This window comes from Bradyrhizobium sp. BRP19, from assembly GCF_020194195.1.
Classification (GTDB): domain Bacteria; phylum Pseudomonadota; class Alphaproteobacteria; order Rhizobiales; family Xanthobacteraceae; genus Bradyrhizobium; species Bradyrhizobium yuanmingense.
In genome coordinates this window covers 41,210-59,230 of record NZ_JADYVZ010000012.1, presented here as the reverse complement: position 1 = coordinate 59,230, position 18,021 = coordinate 41,210, and the positions used below count along the sequence as shown (strand labels likewise).

General features: G+C 65.4%; 14 protein-coding genes. 6 read left to right on the top strand and 8 right to left on the bottom strand.

The window, feature by feature from the left end; genetic code table 11:
• Nucleotides 1-17: 17 nt before the first annotated feature.
• Together tcuA and tcuB are read left to right on the top strand one after the other, a co-directional pair.
• Nucleotides 18-1,409 carry an FAD-dependent tricarballylate dehydrogenase TcuA gene (gene tcuA, locus I6F36_RS28490; protein ID WP_225142408.1) on the top strand — a complete coding sequence of 464 codons (1,392 nt, stop codon included), beginning with the start codon at nucleotides 18-20 and terminating at the stop codon, nucleotides 1,407-1,409.
• Nucleotides 1,396-2,496, top strand: a complete 1,101-nt coding sequence (gene tcuB / locus I6F36_RS28485; RefSeq protein WP_225142411.1) for a tricarballylate utilization 4Fe-4S protein TcuB — start codon at nucleotides 1,396-1,398, stop codon at nucleotides 2,494-2,496. Before tcuA ends, tcuB begins: the two co-directional genes overlap by 14 nt.
• Nucleotides 2,497-2,522: 26 nt before the next feature.
• Here tcuB and I6F36_RS28480 read toward each other — a convergent pair whose 3' ends face one another.
• Nucleotides 2,523-5,927 (bottom strand): acyl-[ACP]--phospholipid O-acyltransferase, encoded by a 3,405-nt coding sequence (locus I6F36_RS28480; protein WP_225172630.1) that lies wholly within the window; start codon nucleotides 5,925-5,927, stop codon nucleotides 2,523-2,525.
• 342 nt (nucleotides 5,928-6,269) lie between these two features.
• Complete coding sequence (locus I6F36_RS39900) at nucleotides 6,270-6,536, bottom strand: hypothetical protein (RefSeq protein ID WP_074448103.1); 267 nt, start codon at nucleotides 6,534-6,536, stop codon at nucleotides 6,270-6,272.
• A gap of 51 nt (nucleotides 6,537-6,587) precedes the next feature.
• On the opposite strand from I6F36_RS39900, the gene I6F36_RS28475 reads away from it, so the two are divergent.
• Nucleotides 6,588-7,208: a TetR/AcrR family transcriptional regulator gene (locus I6F36_RS28475; protein ID WP_193375193.1), complete on the top strand. Its 621-nt coding sequence runs from the start codon at nucleotides 6,588-6,590 to the stop codon at nucleotides 7,206-7,208.
• Between the two features lie 8 nt (nucleotides 7,209-7,216).
• Here the strand turns inward: I6F36_RS28475 and I6F36_RS28470 are convergent, their stop codons facing one another.
• From I6F36_RS28470 to I6F36_RS28460, 3 genes are all read right to left on the bottom strand, one after another.
• A complete protein-coding gene (locus I6F36_RS28470; RefSeq protein WP_225139044.1) occupies nucleotides 7,217-8,530 on the bottom strand; it encodes a GGDEF domain-containing protein in 1,314 nt (437 codons plus the stop codon).
• A 328-nt stretch (nucleotides 8,531-8,858) separates the two neighbouring features.
• Entirely contained in the window at nucleotides 8,859-10,163 is a 1,305-nt protein-coding gene (gene pncB, locus I6F36_RS28465) for a nicotinate phosphoribosyltransferase (protein WP_036011351.1), read from the bottom strand.
• A 99-nt stretch (nucleotides 10,164-10,262) separates the two neighbouring features.
• Nucleotides 10,263-11,192 (bottom strand): LysR family transcriptional regulator, encoded by a 930-nt coding sequence (locus I6F36_RS28460; RefSeq protein ID WP_036026598.1) that lies wholly within the window; start codon nucleotides 11,190-11,192, stop codon nucleotides 10,263-10,265.
• Between the two features lie 90 nt (nucleotides 11,193-11,282).
• Between I6F36_RS28460 and pcaH the strand changes: the two genes are divergently transcribed.
• Nucleotides 11,283-12,071, top strand: a complete 789-nt coding sequence (pcaH, locus tag I6F36_RS28455; RefSeq protein WP_225142416.1) for a protocatechuate 3,4-dioxygenase subunit beta — start codon at nucleotides 11,283-11,285, stop codon at nucleotides 12,069-12,071.
• A 5-nt stretch (nucleotides 12,072-12,076) separates the two neighbouring features.
• Nucleotides 12,077-12,703, top strand: coding sequence for a protocatechuate 3,4-dioxygenase subunit alpha (gene pcaG, locus I6F36_RS28450; protein ID WP_225135058.1), 627 nt, complete (start codon nucleotides 12,077-12,079; stop codon nucleotides 12,701-12,703).
• 23 nt (nucleotides 12,704-12,726) lie between these two features.
• On the opposite strand, the gene I6F36_RS28445 is transcribed toward pcaG, so the two are convergent.
• Together I6F36_RS28445 and I6F36_RS28440 are read right to left on the bottom strand one after the other, a co-directional pair.
• The gene (locus I6F36_RS28445; RefSeq protein ID WP_225172629.1) at nucleotides 12,727-13,338 is read right to left on the bottom strand and encodes an NYN domain-containing protein; all 612 of its coding nucleotides are present in this window, start codon (nucleotides 13,336-13,338) and stop codon (nucleotides 12,727-12,729) included.
• Nucleotides 13,339-13,683: 345 nt separating this feature from the next.
• Nucleotides 13,684-14,589: a helix-turn-helix domain-containing protein gene (locus tag I6F36_RS28440; protein ID WP_036026589.1), complete on the bottom strand. Its 906-nt coding sequence runs from the start codon at nucleotides 14,587-14,589 to the stop codon at nucleotides 13,684-13,686.
• Nucleotides 14,590-14,639: 50 nt separating this feature from the next.
• Here I6F36_RS28440 and pobA point away from each other — a divergent pair, with 50 nt between their 5' ends.
• Nucleotides 14,640-15,812 carry a 4-hydroxybenzoate 3-monooxygenase gene (pobA, locus tag I6F36_RS28435; RefSeq protein WP_036011339.1) on the top strand — a complete coding sequence of 391 codons (1,173 nt, stop codon included), beginning with the start codon at nucleotides 14,640-14,642 and terminating at the stop codon, nucleotides 15,810-15,812.
• A 49-nt stretch (nucleotides 15,813-15,861) separates the two neighbouring features.
• Here pobA and I6F36_RS28430 read toward each other — a convergent pair whose 3' ends face one another.
• Entirely contained in the window at nucleotides 15,862-18,012 is a 2,151-nt protein-coding gene (locus I6F36_RS28430) for an adenylate/guanylate cyclase domain-containing protein (RefSeq protein WP_225172628.1), read from the bottom strand.
• Nucleotides 18,013-18,021 lie beyond the last annotated feature (9 nt).

Sequence of the window (18,021 nt, the reverse complement as noted above, 5' to 3'; positions counted from 1 at the left end):
GCCGTCGGGCGGACGGTATGAGCAGCAAATACGACGTGCTGGTGATCGGCGGCGGCAACGCCGCCCTGTGCGCTGCGATCAGCGCGCGGCGCGGCGGCGCCTCGGTGCTCGTGCTCGAAGGCGCGCCGAAATTCTATCGCGGCGGCAACACCCGCCACACCCGCAACATGCGCTGCGCCCATGACGCGGCGACCGAAATCCTGACCGGCCCCTACACCGAGGAGGAATTCTGGGAGGATCTGCTGCGCGTCACCGGCGGGCAGACCGACGAGGTGCTCGCCCGACATATGATCCGCGAATCCAAGGACATCCTGAACTGGATCGTGGAGCAGGGCGTGCGCTGGCAGCCCTCGCTCGGCGGCACGCTGAGCCTCGGCCGCACCAACTCCTTTTTCCTCGGCGGCGGGCGGGCGATGCTGAACGCGCTTTATCTCACCGCGGAGCGGCTCGGCGTCGCCGTCGAATACGACGCCGAGGTGATCGATCTCGTGATCGAGGACGGCATGTTCCTCGCCGCGCGCCTCAAGCGGCCGGTCAAGGGCGAGAGCGAGATCCGCGCGACTTCATTGGTCGCCGCTGCGGGCGGGTTCGAGGCCAACATCGAATGGCTGAAGCAATACTGGGGCGAGGCGGCCGACAACTTCCTGATCCGCGGCACGCCCTATAACCGCGGCTCGATCCTGAAGATGCTGCTCGACAAGGGCGTGCAGGAGGTCGGCGATCCCACGCAGTGTCATGCGGTCGCGATCGATGCCCGCGCGCCGAAATTCGACGGCGGCATCATCACGCGACACGACTCGGTCGTGTTCGGCATCGTCGTCAACAAGCACGCGCAGCGATTCTACGACGAGGGCGAGGACATCTGGCCGAAGCGCTACGCGATCTGGGGCCGGCTGGTCGCGGCGCAGCCCGACCAGATCGCCTACATCATCTTCGATTCCACCGTCGTGACCAGCTTCATGCCGACGTTGTTTCCGCCGATCGCCGGGCAGACGATCGCGGAGCTCGCCGGCAAGCTCGCGCTCGATCCGGCCGCGCTGGAACAGACCATCACCGAGTTCAACGCCGCGGTGCGGCCCGGGACCTTCGACCACACCATTCTGGATGATTGCGTGACGGAGGGCATCACGCCGCCCAAGACGCATTGGGCGCGCCGGATCGAGACGCCGCCTTTTCTCGCTTATCCGGTGCGGCCCGGCATCACCTTCACCTACCTCGGCACGCGCGTGAACAAGGAGGCGCGAATGCTGATGAAGGACGGCAAGCCGTCCGCCAACATGTTCGCGGCCGGCGAGATCATGGCCGGCAATGTGCTCGGCAAGGGCTATGCGGCCGGCATGGGCATGACGATCGGCAGCGTGTTCGGGCGGATCGCAGGACGGGAAGCGGCGAAACATGCACGGAACTAGGACTCTCGACGAAGCCGACCGTCTGATGACGGTCTGCAATTCCTGCCGCTATTGCGAGGGCCTGTGCGCGGTGTTTCCGGCCATGGAGATGCGGCGCGCCTTCTCCGACGGCGATCTCAACTATCTCGCCAATCTCTGCCATTCCTGCGGCGCCTGCTACGTCGACTGCCAGTTCTCGCCGCCGCACGAATTCAACGTCAACGTCCCGAAGACGTTGGCGGTTGCGCGCGCGGAGTCCTATGCGGCCTATGCCTGGCCGCGGCCGCTATCCGGCGCCTTCGCGCGCAACGGCCTCGTCATCAGCATCACCGCCGCGCTCAGCATGGCGATCTTCATTCTCGGCTTTGCCGCCTTGAATGACCGCGGCGTGTTGTTCGGCGTGCACACCGGGCCCGGCGCCTTCTACAAGCTGATGCCGCACAACGCGATGGTCGCGCTGTTTGGCGCCGCATTCCTCTACGCGATCCTCGCACTCGTCATGAGCGTGCGTGCCTTCTGGCGCGACATCGGCACACCGATCGGCGGCCGCGCCAATGGCGGCTCGATCTTTCAGGCGATCCGCGACGCCGGCGAGCTGCGCTATCTCCATGGCGGTGGCGTCGGCTGCTACAACGAGGACGACAAGCCGACCGACCGGCGCAAGCTCTATCATCACCTGACCTTCTACGGCTTCATCCTGTGCTTCGCAGCGACGTCGGTCGCGACGCTCTATCACTATCTGCTCGGCCGCGAGGCGCCGTATCCGTGGTGGGACCTGCCCGTGGTGCTCGGCACGCTCGGCGGCATCGGCCTGATCGTCGGGCCCATCGGCCTGTTCGCCGCCAAGATGCGGCGCGATCCCGCGCTGCTCGACGAATACAGCTACGGCATGGACGTCGGCTTCATCGCCATGCTGTTCCTGACCGGCCTCACCGGAATGCTGCTGCTGGTGCTGCGCGAGACCGCCGCGATGGGACCGCTGCTCGCGCTGCATCTCGGCGCCGTGTTCGCGTTGTTCATCACCATGCCCTACGGCAAGTTCATGCACGGCATCTATCGCTTCGCCGCGCTGGTGCGCTATGCGCAGGAGCGGCGGACGGCGGCGTGACCCCGCGCCGCCCGTCTCGCAACCTCTTACGCCACCTCGCGCTCGGGCGGGGATCCCTGCTCGCGGGCCATCGTCGTGGCCGTGACATAGTCGGTCTTGCCGGTGCCGAGCAGCGGCACCTTGTCGACCACCATGATCGCAGCGGGCACGGTCAGCTCGGAGGCGCCGATCGCCTTGGCCTGGGCCTGCATCGCGCTGCGCTCGGCATTCTTCTCGGTCGTCAGCAGCACGATGCGCTCGCCCTTGCGCTGGTCGGGGATCGACACGGCGACGGATGCCGCCTGCGGCCATAGCGCCGCCGCGATGGCTTCGACCGCCGACAGCGAGACCATTTCGCCCGCGATCTTGGCAAAGCGCTTGGCGCGGCCCTTGATGGTGATGAAGCCGGCCGGGTCGATCGAAACGATGTCGCCGGTGTCGTGCCAGCCGTCGGGGAGCTTTTCGAGCACGCCGGGATTTTCGGCCCTGAGGTAGCCGAGCATCACGTTCGGGCCGCGCACCGAGAGGCGTCCGCCTTCCTCAATGCCGGGGACCGGATCGAGGCGGCTTTCCATCAGCGGCGAGAGACGGCCGACGGTGCCGGGGCGGTTGGCCATCGGCGTGTTCATCGCCAGCACCGGCGCCGTCTCGGTGACGCCATAGCCTTCGAGGATGCGAATGCCGTAGCGCTCCATGAAGACCTGCCGCGTGCGGTCCTTGACCGCCTCGGCGCCGGCGATGACGAGGCGCAGGGTGCGGAAGTCGTAAGCGTGCGCCGAGCGCGCATAGCCGGTCAGGAACGTATCCGTGCCGAACAGGATCGTAGCGCCGGTCTGGTAGATCAGCTCGGGCACGATCCGGTAGTGCAGCGGCGAGGGATACATGTAGATCGGAATGCCCGCCAGCATCGGCATCATCATTCCGCCCGTGAGTCCAAACGAGTGGAACACCGGCAACACGTTGAACACCTTGTCGTTGGCATTGGCATCGACCCGCGCCAGCGCCTGCGCCGCGTTGGCGAGGATGTTGCGGTGGGACAGCACCACGCCCTTGGGCGTACCTTCCGAGCCCGACGTGAACAGCACGACGGCGGGATCGTTGGCCTGGCGGGGCACGCGCGGCGTCGTGCCCGCGAGCAGGCCCTTGATCTTGTCGGCGATGCCGATCGAGGCGCGGACGTCCTCGAGATAGACGACGCGTGCCTCCGCGGAGATCGCAGTCATCAGCTTGTCGAGCTTGCCTTTCTCGATGAAGGCCTTCGACGTCAGCACGGTCTTGACCTGCGCGGCCTTCATGGCGGCGAGCACGTTGACCGGACCGGCCGAGAAATTGAGCATCGCCGGCACCCGGCCGCTGTTCTGCAGCGCCATGAAGACGACGGCGACGCCCGCGGAGTTCGGCAGCAGCACGCCGACATTCTCGCCGGTTGCGGTGCCGTTCTCGAGCTTGCGGCTCAGGACCTGCGCGCCGAGGATCAGCTTGCGATAAGTCAGCTTGGTGCCGAGCGCGTCCTCGATGATGACCTTGCCGGTGTCGCGGTCGCGATAGGCGTGTCCGAGGGCTTCGAACAGCGTGTGATCGAGCATGGCGTTCTTGACGAGGGCGTCGATCATGACGTCCTGCAGCGCGGCGCCGGCGGCGTTGCGGCGGGCCTTGCCCTTCAGCGTTTCGTCGACCGGAAGCTTGACCGGCGGTAGGATCGTCACCGTCACGCGCGGAAACCAGGACCGCTTGATCTGGCTGGAGTTGAGATAGCTGAGATAGGAGCGCTGCGCACCTTCGATCCGGACCGGCACGACCACGGCGTCGGCCTTGTCCGCGATCATCGCGGTGCCGTCATACACCTTCATCAGCGAGCCGGAGACGGTGATGCGTCCCTCAGGGAAGATCACGACAGGCTCGCCCGCCGCCACCAGCTTGATCAGGTCGCGCGCAGCCAGCGGCTTGGTCGGGTCCATAGTGTAGTGCTTGATCGCGCGCAGGAACGGCTTGGCCCACCAGGCCTTGGCGATGCCGGTGTCGACCGCAAAGCTCGCGTCGATCGGCAGCACGGCGTGCAGCAGCGGGCCGTCGATCAGGCTGACATGGTTCGGCGCGATCAGCATGCGCGTGCCGGGAGGCGGCAGGTTTTCCAGCCCGCGCACCTCGGTACGGAACAGGGCGCGGAACAGAAGCCCGCCAGCATCGCGCACGCCTTCCTTGCCCCACTTGGTCAGCACGAACCACACCGCGCCGAAGCTGGCGACGCCGAGGCCGAAGAAGATCCAGCCGATATGCAGACCTGCCGCCTGCAACAGCGCGACGAACAGCGAGCCGACCACCATGAAGGCGGCCTGCAGCACGTTGCCGGCGGCGATGATGCGGGCGCGCTCGGAAGGTTGCGACCAGGCCTGGACCGCGGCAAAGGACGGAACGACGAACAGGCCGCCGCCGAAGGCGAAGGCGACGAAGTCGGCCAGCATGCGCAGGCCACCGAACGAAGTCGCGAAGCCGAGCGCGGTGATCTCGTGCCCCTTTGCGGTGACGCCGATGGCCCAGGCGAGATCGAGGCCGGCAAAGCCCATGATGATGGCGCCGATCGGCACCAGCGCGAGGTTCGGGCGAACGTGGCTGAGGCTGGCGGCAAACAGCGAGCCGATCGCGATGCCGATCGCGAAGATGGCAAGGCACAGCGTCACGACGCCCTCGGTGCCGCCGACGACGTCCTTGATCAGCGCCGGCAGCAGCGACAGCACGATGGCGCCGACCAGCCAGAACCAGGAGACGATCACGGTGCCGTCCCAGAGGAGATGGTCGGCACGAAGCGTCCTGAGCAGGCTCACCGTCGAGGTCCAGGGATTGGCGTCGATGGGCAGCTCAGGCGCGGAGGGCGTCGTCTGCGGAATGCGGGACGCGAACGCCCAGGACAACACGGCCAGCACGACCACGGCGGATGCGACCCAGCCCATATGCGCGGAGCCGGCGACGAACTGGCCGCCGGCGACGGTGCCGAGCAGGATCGCCATGAAGGTCGCGCCTTCGACCAGCGCGTTGCCGGTCGCGAGTTCGCCGAGCTCGAGCTGGTCCGGCAGCATCGCGTATTTCACCGGGCCGAACAGCGCGGCGATGGTGCCGAACAGCGCGAGCGCTGCGAACAAGAGCGGCACCGAATGCAGGAAGAAGCCGGCAGCGGCGAAGCAAGCTGCAAAGATCTCGACGAATTTGAGCCGCCTTGCGACGACGGATTTGACGTATTTGTCGGCGAGCTGGCCGCCGAGCCCGGACAGGATGAAGTAGGGGAAGATGAAGACGGCGCCTGCCACCGTCACCAGCGCATCGCCGTGGCTCGTTGCCGCGCTGTAGAGCAGGATGATGACGAGCGCATTCTTGAGCACGTTGTCATTGAGCGCCGAGAAGAATTGCGCCCAGAACAGCGGCGCAAAGCGGCGTGACGACATCAATTCCCTGATCATGACTGGTCCTGTTTTGGCAAGGCAGACTGAGGTTGTTACGTTGTCTGTGAAACGTCACGACCGGAAGCATAGGGCGAACGATTGCGCGGCAACGAAGTTGCTGGCCTGCTCTGTCCCCTCGGTTCCTCCGATCCTGTTGGTCTCCAATCGGCATCGTTAGGTTCGCAAATATCCGGTCGAGGCCGGGCGGAGCGGCCTCGCTCGCCCGGATATGGCGCCGGGCGATGAAGGAAAGACTGAACCGCATCGTCGAAATCCGCCGGATCGGCCACGCCCGTCCGGACATGGTTAAGTCCATCCTTGCAGCCGGCGCTTGCATTCGAGCCGACCCGCGTGCGCGCCTCAGGTGAGATGGGCGAGGTGGCGAAACGGCGAGAAGCGGCCGAGCAGGCTGAACCGGCGGCCCTCGTGACGGGCACGGGCACGGCTCGCCCGCCACATCCGAAGAGTCGCCCGGCGTTCGGCGAGCACACCGGCAACGTCGCAGGCGTTGGCGATGCGATTGACCGGGGCCATGGCCAGCCGCAGCAGGGCCCGGCCAAAGCCGGCGACGAGGGCGGCGGCGTCATCGACGAAGGTGGTGGCGATATCGACAGCAAGGGTTTGCATTTTCCAGGTCTCCGGGTTAGATTGAACAATGTTCACATGAGTAGCTTGAAAATGAACAATGTTCAAGAAGAATCGCCGCGCGACCAGAAAAAATTTCGGCGCCGGCTCCAGATCGTCGAAATTGCCCGCGGCATCATCTCAGCTAAGGGGCTGAGATCATTGAAGGTTCGGGATGTTGCCGAGGCGGCCGGCTGCTCGGTCGGCAGCGTCTATAACGAGTTTGGCGACTTCGACGGGGTCATTCTGACGGTGAACCGGGAAACGGTTCAGGCGCTCACGGCCCGGCTCCGTGCTGTTCCCGCCGAGGATCCGGTCCGCCAGCTTTATGGGCTCGCCGAGACTTATCTCGACTTCTTCGCCGCGCACGCCAATTTGCTGCGTTCCCTGTTCGAGCATCGGATGGAGGACGATCGCCCCTATCCGGACGACATCCTCCAGATGGTGATGGATGCGTTCGCGCTGATGCATCCGCCCCTGGTGCGGCTATTGCCGGATGCGGACGACGTGAAGATTGCGCTGCTGTCGCGCACGCTGTTTTCCGCCGTGCATGGCATCATCTCGCTCGGCCTCGAGGAGCGCATGGTGGCCGTGCCGTCGCAGATGCTGCGCCAGCAGATCGAACAATTCGTCGACACCCATCTCGCAGGACTTGGAATTCTGCCCCTGCGGTGACGATGCCATTACCCTCGTGCAGCGACCGCTTCGCGCGGGCGTGGCGCAACGACGACAACGTCCGATCGCCCGTTCTCGACCTGAACGCGGTTGCGGCCCTTTTCCTTGGCGCGGTAGCAGGCCGCATCCGCGCGTCGCATCGCATCCTCGAGCGTGATGTTGCCGTCGGCGATGCAGGCGACGCCGATGCTGGCGGTCACGGCAAAGCAACGGTCGTCCCAGGCGAAATTGAACAGCTCCAGCGACCGGCGCAGACGCTCGGCGATGTCGACGGCATCGAAGGGCGAGCATCGCGGCAGGATCAGGCCGAATTCGTCGCCGCCGAGCCGGGCCACCAGATCATGCGCATGCCGGTCCTGCTGCAGCAGGCGCGAGACCTGGCAGAGCAGGCGGTCGCCGGCGAGGTGGCCGCAACTGTCGTTGACGCTCTTGAACTGGTCGAGGTCGAGCAGGATGAGGGCGAGCGCACCCGCCGCGGCATTGTCCAGTTCGGCTTGCAGGCGCGCCTCGAAGGCGCGGCGGTTGGAGAGGCCGGTCAACCAATCATGCGATGCCTGCCAGGCCAGGCGCTCCTTCTCGGCATGCAAGGCGTCTTCGAAGGTCTGCCGTTGCCGCACCAGGCGCCGCGTATGCCAGATCAGGAGCAGGATCAGCGCCGCAGCCGTGATGATGTTGATGCCCGTCAGCGTCAGCTTGATCGCCCGGGATCCTTCGCCGAGGACGGTGGAGAATTGCTTGGCGTGCACCGTGAACTGGGCATTGAGCTCCGATAGCCGCGACGACAGGAATTGCAGGCGGTCGTCGTCCTGAATGGGACCTTTCTTCAGCTCGGATCGGATGACCTCGCCGAACACGCTGAGCTCCAGCAGCATGGGATCGGTGGCGGCCCATTCCCTGATCGCGTCCTGGAGGAAGCTGACGCGATTGAAATAGCGAAACAGCCAGATCAGTCCCGGGACGTCATCGGGATGGTTGCCGCCTTGCAGAAAGCCGACGCGGGCGGCCTCGACGTCGACCGGATCGCGTTCCAGCGCCCAGCGTGCGAACTCGTCGCCGATGGGGACGGCGAGTGAAGCCTGATATTGCGCGAACTGGCTCGGTTCGCCCGAATGCAGATAGAGATTGAGGAAGTAGACCGCGTTCTTCTGCGAGCGCGACCAGAGTGCTTCGCCGGCGACATAGGCGCGGACCGACGACATCACCTCGAGACTGAATCCGGCGATCGCCGCCTGCAGCACGACGACCATCACGAAAGGCGAGACGAGCTTGATGACGTGAAGGAGGTTGCCGCCCTCCGCCGACGCCGCTGTTCTGCGAAACACACCAGTCCCCAAGTCGATCGACGCGCCCGGCAGGGGCGTTGCGCCTGCAACGCAAAGTAGACGAGATGGTTGCTTAACTGGACCTGAAAAGTGCGAGGGATTGTGACGGAGGGTGAAGGTAATGTGACGTGGATGCGCGCAGATCGTTTCAAATGCCGCGAAATCGGAGCTGATGTGATATCGCGAACCAATGCCTTGTCATTGCGAGCGCAGCGAAGCAATCCAGCCTGCCTCCGCGGCATCATTCTGGATTGCTTCGTCGCAAGAGCTCTTCGCAATGACGACGTAGCGGCGGACGGGCGCTACACGCTCTCCGTGGACGTGTGTCCTACACCAGCACCGGCTTGCGTACGCGACCGGCGTCGCCGAACACGCGCAGATAACGCTCGATTTCCGAGGGCAGGCCGGTCGCCTTCTCCGGATTGTCGGAGAGCTTGACGGCCGGACGGCCGTCGACTGATGAGACCTTGCAGACCAGCGAGATCGGATCGAGGCTGATCGAGCCGTCCGGCGTGCAGCCGACGAAATCGTTGGTGAGGTTGGTGCCCCAGCCAAAGGAGAGCCGCACGCGCCCTGCGAAGTGGCGATAGGTGTCCTCGATCGAGCCGACGTCCATCGCGTCGGAGAAGACGAGCAGCTTGTCCTTGGGGTTGCGACCCTGCTTCTGCCACCAGGCGATGATTTCCTCCCCAGCCTGGATCGGCGGCGCGCTGTCGGGGCGGAAGCCGGTCCAATCGGCGACCCATTCCGGTGCATCGCGGAGGAAGGTCCTGGTACCGAAGGCGTCGGGCAGCGCGATCAGGAGGTTGCCGCCGTAAGTCTGACGCCACTGGTCGAGAATGCGGTAGGGCGCCCAGCGCAATTCCTCGTCGTCTCTGGCGAGCGCGGCGGCCACCATCGGCAGCTCGTGCGCGTTGGTGCCGATGGCTTCGAGATCGTTGTCCATCGCGAGAAGCACGTTGGAGGTGCCGATGAAGGAGGGGCCGAGGCCTTCCTTCACCGCCTCGACGCACCAGCGCTGCCAGAGGAAGCCGTGGCGGCGACGCGTGCCGAAGTCGGAGAGCCGCAGGTTCTCGAGCTGGCGCAGCCGTTCGACCTTGGTCCACAACTTGGCCTTGGCGCGGGCGTAGAGCACGTCGAGCTCGAAGCGGCCGCGGCCCTTCATGGCCGCACGCGAACGCAGCTCGTTGAGGATCGCAAGCGCCGGAATCTCCCACATCGTGGTGTGGGTCCAGGGCCCGTGAAAATGCAGCTCGTACTGGCCCTCGACCTTGCGCAGCTCGTATTCGGGAAGGCGGAATTCCGCCAGCCAGCGGATGAAATCCGCCGAGAACATATGGGTCTTGCCGTAGAAGGTGTTGCCGGCCAGCCAGATCAGCTCCTTCTTGGTGAAGCGGATGGTGCGGGCATGGTCGAGCTGGGCGCGCAGCTCGCCCTCGTCGATGATCTCGGCAAGGCGCACATGGCGCGAGCGGTTGATGACCGAGAAGGTCACATTCTGACTCGGGTAATCCTCCCGAATCATCTGCAACATCAATAGTTTGTAGAAGTCGGTATCGAGCAGGCTGCGGATAATGGGATCCAGCCGCCAGCTGTGATTGTAGGTCCGGTTCGCAATGTCAGTCACTGTCATGGGAGGATTTTAGCGCGGCTCCCCCTGCGCAACCAGTGGGTTTGGGAAGGGCAGTCTTGCGGAGCGCGGCGCCTGCTATCAGGGCATGAGAACGGCAGGTCAGAACGTGGCGGCCGTCGCCGCGACGGCCTCGAGTTGGCTCCTGACCCAGCGGTGGGCCGGGTCCTTCTGGTAGCGCTGGTGCCAGACCATGAACATCGGCAGCTCGGCCAGGGTCTTCGTGCGCGACGCCAGCGGGATCGGTGTTTGCGTAAAGCCACGCATTACGCCGGACGCGAGCAGGCTCGGCATGCTCGCCAGCATCTGTGAGCCGCGCAGGAACGACGGCACGCCGGAGAAGCTCGGCACGGAGATCGCGATGTCGCGGTGGAGCCCGTTCGCTGCCAGCCGGCGGTCGAAGTCGAGCCGCTCATTGTCGGTATAGACCACGGTGATGTGACGCGCCGCGAGATAAGCGCTGCGGCTGGCCGGCGCGGCGCGCGCTTTGGGATCGTAGTAGCAGACGTAGTGATCCCTCAGCAGCCGCTTCTGCACGATGTCGACGCCGGACGGCGGCAGCGGCGTGATCAGGAGGTCGCAGCGGTTTTCGCGCAGCATCGCGGGCGAGGGCGATTGCGAGGGGATCACGCGCAAATTCAGGCCCTTCACTTGTGCGGCGACGTGATCGAAGAACCGCGGCAGCAGCAGGTCGCGCTGGAAATCGTTGGCCGCGATCGTCAACGACAGCTGTGCGCGGGGTGGCTCAAAGCTGACGCCCCCGGCGAAGCTGCGCATCTCGTCGATCAGCGCGCGTGCCTTGCCGGCCAGTGCCTGCGCATGGGCCGTCGCAACGATGCCACGGCCGGACTTGGCGAACAGCGGATCGCCGGCGATCCGCCGCAGCTTGTTCAACCCGTGGCTGACGGCAGACTGGGTGAGGCCGAGCCGCGTCGCTGCCGCCGTCACCGAGCCTTCCTCCAGCACCGCCAGGAACAGCTCGAGGGCGTGGCCGTCGAGGGCCAAATGATCGATTTCCTTCATGCAATTCATTATAATTCATCTATTTATCTTGAGAATAGGCTGGCTCATGCTCTCCCGATAAGCCGCCCGACCCCGGGCTCCCAGGGAGAGACAACGCCGATGAATGCCCAGGCGCCAGCCTTGCGGGATCCCCGCCTCAACCGTCCCGAGCCCTTCACGCCGCCGCTCGGCGACGGCGGCTTCTTCCAGCGCGACCGCGCGATGCATCCGCCGGCGCATGCGCCAGGCTACAAGTCCTCGGTGCTGCGCTCGCCGCGCCAGTCGCTGCTGTCCTTGGAGAACTCGATCTCGGAGATCACGGGGCCGGTGTTCGGCCACAACGATCTCGGCCCGCTCGACAATGATTTGATCCGCAACTACGCCAAGGACGGCGATCCCGTCGGCGAGCGCATCATCGTCCACGGCCGCGTGCTGGACGAGACCGGCCGGGGCGTTCCGAACACGCTGGTCGAGTTCTGGCAGGCCAATGCCGGCGGCCGCTACCGGCACAAGAAGGACACCTATCTGGCGCCGATCGATCCGAATTTCGGCGGTTGCGGCCGCGCGCTCACCGACGACACCGGCTACTATTACTTCCGCACCGTGAAGCCGGGCCCCTATCCCTGGCGCAACTACGTCAACAGCTGGCGCCCCGCCCATATCCACTTCTCGGTGTTCGGCTCGGGCTTTGCGCAGCGGCTGATCACGCAGATGTATTTCGAAGGCGATCCGCTGATCCCGGTCTGCCCGATCCTGACGACGATCCCGGACAAGGACGCGCTCGACCGCCTCGTGGCGCCGCTCGACCTCAACGCCTCGACGCCGTTCGACTCGCTCGCCTACCGCTTCGACATCGTGCTGCGCGGCCAGCGCTCCACCTATTTCGAAAATCGCACCGCGGGGAACTAACGCCCATGCCGCAACCGCTCAATTATCTCAAGGAAACCGCCTCGCAGACCGCCGGGCCCTACGTACATATCGGCCTGATCCCGGCCATGGCCGGCTTCGACATCTTCGAGAAGAACTTCTCCAACGTGCTGGTGAGCCCGAACACCAAAGGCGAGCGCATCACGCTGGAGGGCAAGGTGCTCGACGGCACCGGCACGCCGCTGCGCGACGTGCTGCTGGAGATCTGGCAGGCGAATGCGGCCGGCCGCTACAACCACCCCGCCGATCGCTCCGCCGGCGCGCCGGATGACGAGTTTCGCGGCTGGGGCCGCGCCGGCTCCGACTTCGACAGCGGCCTCGTCACTTTCGAGACCATCAAGCCGGGTGCGATCACCGACAGGACGGGGCGCAAATGCGCGCCGCACGTCAACGTCTGGATCGTCGCGCGCGGCATCAATATCGGCCTCAACACGCGGCTCTATTTCTCGGACGAAGAGGCGGCCAACGCCGCCGATCCCGTGCTCAACCTGATCGAGCAGCCGGTGCGCCGCAAGACATTGATCGCAACCCGCAGCGAGCGCGCCGGCAAGGTCGTGTATTCCTTCACGATCAATCTGCAGGGGCCGGAGGAGACGGTGTTCTTCGACGTGTGAGGTGTCGGGCCGGCGTCCTTCGATCATTCCACCCGGTCGTCGCGCCTGATGGTTCCGCGCGCGAGGAATTGCGGTGGCTGCCGCATTTCGCGCGATACCGGTCGATCGGGTGGATCGCGCCCCACTTTTGGCTTCAACTCCACCAGATCGATGAACATGTCCGCCTGCCGGCGCAGGTCGTCGGCGATCATGGGCGGCTGAGTGGAGAGTGTGGAGACGACGGTCACGCGGACGCCGCGGCGTTGCAAGGCTTCGACCAGCGAACGGAAATCCCCATCGCCCGAGCACAACACGATCTGATCGACGTGCTGGGCAAGCTCCATCGCGCTTACGGCGAGGTCCACATCCATGCTGCCCTTCACCTTGCGGCGGCCGGTAGCGGGGTCGACGAACTCCTTGGCGAGTTTGGTGACGACGGTGAAGCCGTTGTAGTCGAGCCAATCGATCAAGGGGCGGATCGACGAATATTCCTGATCCTCGATGATGGTCGTGTAGTAGAAGGCCCGTAACATCGTAGCTCGGCTTTGAAATTCACTGAGCAGGCGTCTGTAGTCGATCTCGAAGCCGAGCGCCTTGGCGGTGGCATGGAAATTGGAGCCGTCGATAAAGAGCGCGCTCTTCCCAAGCGAAGACATTATGCACAACTCCCCGGGTTCGGCACGAAAGCCGACCGTCCAGCCGAAATGGCGCGGCGTATCGGCGGGAATAACTGAAGGCGCCGATGGCTTTGCTGAAAAGGCGGCGCAGACGACCGGACAGGGTTGGCCGCCTTGCGCCGAGGTTAGGGAGGTTCCATGCCACCAGCGCCAGGGCGCCGAATGCCGTTACGCTAGGGCGAGGGCGTGCCCCGCTCAATTGTACGGAGGTAAAGCGCCTCTATCCAAAGGATGGGGCGCTATATACGAAGGTAAGTGGCAACGAGAGACATCGCGGATCCGGGGCGCGTCGATCAGACGTGCCCTGATCCTTTGTCCGGTGGTTCAGCCTTCGCCGCCATGGAGCCGGGCGCGAAAGGCGCGCGGTGAGACCCCCGTGGCGGCGGCGTAGACCCGGCTGAAATAGGCGGGGTCCTCGAAGCCGAGGGCGTAGGCGATGGTCGAGACCGGCAGGTTGGTGTAGACGAGGTTGCGCCGCGCCTCCCGGATCAGTCGGTTGAGGATCAGATGCGAGGCGGTGTCGCCGGTCGCCGCCCGCGTGATCCGGTTGAGATGCGTCGGTGTCACCGACAGCGCCTCGGCATAGTCGGCGACGCTCCAGCGCTCCAGATGATGCTGCTCCAGCAGCGCCTCGAAGCGGCGGAACAACCCGCTTTCCGCGGTGCCGTTGCCGCCGCTCTCGCCCGTGAGCGCGCGGGCCACGAGCCCGATCATGGCCGACGACAAGGCGCGGAGCACATGCGCGCGGCCGAAGTCGCGCGCGGCGTGCTCGGCGAAGATCTGCTTCATCGTGGCGCGGATCTGCGGCGTGCCGCGCACCACGGCCGACCGCGACAGCGCACCGCGCAGGCCCTCGGCGGCGAGCAGCGCTTCGTCGAGGATCTCCGCGGCGATGGTCAAAACCCACCCTTGCGTATCGGGCACGAAGCGGAAGCCGTGGACGTGGCCGACCGGCACGTTGACGATCTGCATTGGCCTCAGCGGCACCACGCGCCCGTCGAGCGTCGCCTCGCCGCCGCCGCGCTCGATCAGCAGCACCTGGTGCAGCCGGGCATGGCGGTGCACGGCCAGCGTCCAGTCGTGCAGCACCGAACGCGAGGCGATCGTCTCGCAATGCACGACATCGGGCAGATCGCCGGACTCGCCGAACAGATTGTAGACCCGGATGGCCGGGGCGGGGGCCGCGCTTCTCATGTTCGAATAGTACAAGACAAAGGCGAAACCCTCCATCGGCTTGCGCCTTAACGTATGCAAAAAAATGCCGACGGGAGGACGCAAAAATGAAAGTTCAGGTCTGTATCATCGGCGGCGGGCCGTCCGGGCTGTTGCTGTCCCAGCTCCTGCACCTCAAGGGCATCGACACCATCGTGCTGGAGAAATACAGCCGCGACCACGTGCTGGCACGGATCCGCGCCGGCGTGCTCGAGCACGGCTTTGCGAAGCTGATGCGCGAGGCGCAATGCGGCGAGCGGATGGACCGCGAGGGCGAGATCCACAACGGGTTCGAGATCGCCCATGACGGCGTGCTCTCCCACATCGACCTGCACAAGCATTCCGGCGGCAATTCGGTCCTGGTCTACGGCCAGACCGAGTTGACGCGCGACCTCTACGAGGCACGCGACCGGATCGGCGGCAAGGTCGTGCACAATGCCGAGGACGTCACGCCGCACGATCTGACGTCGGATCGGCCCTACGTGACGTATCGCTCGAATGGGCAGACGCTCCGCGTCGATTGCGACTACATCGTCGGCGCCGACGGCTTCCATGGCGTGAGCCGCAAGTCGATCCCGAAGGACGTGCTGCGCGAATATGAGAAGGTCTATCCGTTCGGCTGGCTCGGCGTGCTGTCGCGCACGAAACCGGTATCGCCCGAGCTGATCTACGTGAAGCACGAGCGCGGCTTTGCGCTGTGCTCGCTGCGCTCGCAGGTGCTGAGCCGCTACTACATCCAGGTGCCTTTGACCGACAAGGTGGAGGATTGGAGCGACGACGCGTTCTGGGCCGAGCTGAAGCGCCGCCTGCCGGACGAGGTCGCCGGCCGTCTGATCACGGGTCCGTCGATCGAGAAGAGCATCGCGCCCTTGCGCAGCTTCGTCGCCGAGCCGATGAGCTATGGCCGCCTGTTCCTCGCCGGCGATGCCGCGCACATCGTGCCGCCGACCGGTGCGCGCGGATTGAACAGCGCCGCGTCCGACATCTACTATCTTTATCACGCGCTGCTCGCGCATTATCAGAGCGGCGACGATGCCGGTCTCAAGGGCTATTCCGCCAAGGCGCTCGCGCGAATCTGGAAGGCACAACGCTTCTCCTGGTGGATGACGATGATGCTGCACCGCTTCCCCGACCGGATCGAATATGAGGATCGTCTGCAGCAGACGGAGCTCGACTACCTGCTCTCGTCCGAGACGGCGCAGCGTCTGCTTGCGGAGAATTATACGGGGCTGCCGTTTTAGGCGATCTAACCCTCCCCTGGAGGGCCCTCCAGGGGAGGGTAAAAAGCCACTACTTTCCTTCCAGCGTATTGACCGGTGTCCAGTCCGGCGGCGGCGGAGTCTGCGTCAGTACGTTCGCACGTTTGGCGAACCGGGCTGACGCAGGATCGATCTTCGCGACGCCGTCGAACGCACCGGCCGCCTTGGCAAACTCCCGTGCCCGCCAGCACGCCAGCCCTTCCGCATAGGCTGCGGCGACCTTGGCCTGCTCGGCGCTTTCCGCGCCGGTTTCCGCCAGCGGCTCGAACACCCTGATCGCCTCGCCGCGGCCCTGCACCCTGATCGCATCGAGCTCGCGCCAGGCGAAGCTATCGCCGGTCTGCGCCATCGTGGTTTCCGAGGCCATGATCGCGGTGCCGTAATATTTGTTGGCGCCTTCGAGCCGCGAGGCGACGTTCACGGTGTCGCTCATCACGGTGTAGTTGAAGCGGCGGCGCGAGCCGATATTGCCGACCACGGCTTCGCCGCTGTTGAGCCCGATACGGTGCGACAGGCCGTGACCGGCGAAGGCAGGATGGCCTTCATTGAGCTCGGCCAGCCTCTCGTGGCACTTCAGCGCGGCCCGCACCGCATTGCGCGCGTGGGCGGGATCGTCGGCCGGGGCGCCGAACATGGCGACGATGGAATCGCCGATATATTTGTCGACGTAACCGCCATGGCCTTCGATGATGTCGGTCATGGCGGACAGATATTCGTTCATCAGCGTCACCAGCTCGACCGGCGTCATCGTCTCGGCGATCGACGAGAAACCGCTGAGGTCGGAGAAGAACATGGTGACGTTGCGCATCTCGCCGCCGAGCGCCGGCATCTTGCCGGAGGCAACCATGGTCTCGATCACCTCGGGCGCAAGGTAAAAGGCAAAGCTCTTGCGCAGGAAGCGCTCGTCGCGGTCGGCCAGCACGAAGCGATAGCCGATCATGATCGCGAGCGCGGCAAGGCTGGCGAGCGCCGGCTCGGTCAGCGGCAGCGCCAAGGCATGGACGAATGCGCCGACGGCAGCGACCGCGTAGGCGATCGTGAGACCGAGCCAGGCGATCAGGGCGCCGCTCGGCGCAAACACGCCGGCCGCGCAGGCGATGACGGCCGCGAACGCGATCGTGAGAAGGGCGCGCGAGGGAAAGCCGAGCTCGGTCACGGCATCGCGCTCGATCAGGTTTCGGACCGCAGCGGCGTGCACGAACACACCGGCGACGTCGCTGCGGGCCTCTTGCGCGGTGCCGGCAGCCGCGGGCAGGGCACATCGCGCCGACGGCGTTCCGTCATAGCCGCCGGACAAGCGCATCGAGGTGAGCTTGCGGTCCTCGAAGTTGAGGACGGTCCCGAGCAGCACGACCTTGCCCTCGAAGGCGCGCCGGAAGAAATCGCGGTCGCCTTTCTCGACGCAGGCGCGCAGATCGGCAAAGGAGAAGGTCGGAACGTCGCGGCTGAGGTCGCGGAAGTTGAGCGTCAGCGTGTTCGGTACAGTGCTCGGGATTGCGTAGCCGGACAGCCCAGCCGCGCCGGATGGCGCCATCTCGACCTTCGCGCCGAGCGCGCGGGCGGCGAGCTCGGCCGCCATTGTGGGCACCGGCTTGCCCTCGATCGAGAAGCTGAGCGGCATCCGCCGGATGACATCGTCGGCGTCGGTGTGGACATTGAGCGCGCGGACGTTGTTTCGCACCGCCAGCCGCTGCGCACGGTAGGGCATTTCCGGATGGTCGTTGCTCAGGATCTCGCCGAGCACGAGCTTGCCGTTGTCGGAGATCTGCCGCAGCGCGATCAGATAGTCCCGGTCAAATCCGCGCATCCGGGCGCCGAGCGGCGCGTCGCCAAAGGGAATCTCGGATTGCTCGATCGAGTTCTTGAAGATGACGTCGAAGCCGATCACCTTGGCGCCGCCGTCGCTGATACTGCCGAGCACCCGGCCGATCTCGCGCGTCCAGGTCTGCGTCGGCGATCCCTTGAAGGGCGGGGTCTCGTAGGTTTCGCCGTCGATCGCCACGACGACGACCGGCGACGTCGCGGGATCGCGGCGCTCGCCGACAACCTTCCCACGCAGTGCGGTGAGGATGTCGAGCGAGAGGCGTTGCAGTGTCTGCAGCGGCGGGGACGTGAAGATCGCGCCCGCAAGGAGCGCGATCAGGATTGCCGCAACGATGTCCCGTCCCCCGATCCGCCGCATCGCCCCGTC